1 pseudogene is annotated in these 445 nt (G+C 68.5%); it reads left to right on the top strand.

The window, feature by feature from the left end:
- Positions 1–445 (top strand): annotated as a pseudogene (locus G3I60_RS44020) (hypothetical protein); the annotation flags it as partial.

Below are 445 nucleotides of genomic sequence, written 5' to 3'. Positions count from 1 at the left end.
ACTTCGATCATCTCCCGGCCCGCGCCGCATACCTGGCGAGCCTCCTCGACCGGCTCTGCGAGAGCTCGGCCATGGACGCCAAGACCATCGCCAAGATGCAGCCCCTGTACGGCCAGGCAGCAGTGCGCACCACCCTCAACGAACTCGGGGTGGCCGGACATCTGCGCCGGGTGCGCCGCCAGGTCCCCTCCGGTGAGGGCGAGAGTGGCACCCGCTGGGTCTTCCACACCCACTGGTCCCGTACCGCACGTGACAACGAATGGTGGGCCACCCACCTCAAGGGTGACGTGAACACCGAGACGCCCAGGGCAACATCAGGCACGCCCGACGCCCAGGAGACTGACGTCCAGGAACCTCCGGACGCCGAGGAAGACCCGGAATCCTCCCGCGCCGTACCGCCCTCGCCCGCCAACTCACCACGCCCCGAACGGGATTCAGCTCCCTC

Origin of the sequence: Streptomyces sp. SID13666 (assembly GCF_010548325.1) — a bacterium.
Taxonomy (GTDB): Bacteria; Actinomycetota; Actinomycetes; order Streptomycetales; family Streptomycetaceae; genus Actinacidiphila; species Actinacidiphila fildesensis.
Note: the sequence above shows the minus strand (reverse complement) of the source record. Positions and strands in the feature narration are given on the sequence as shown.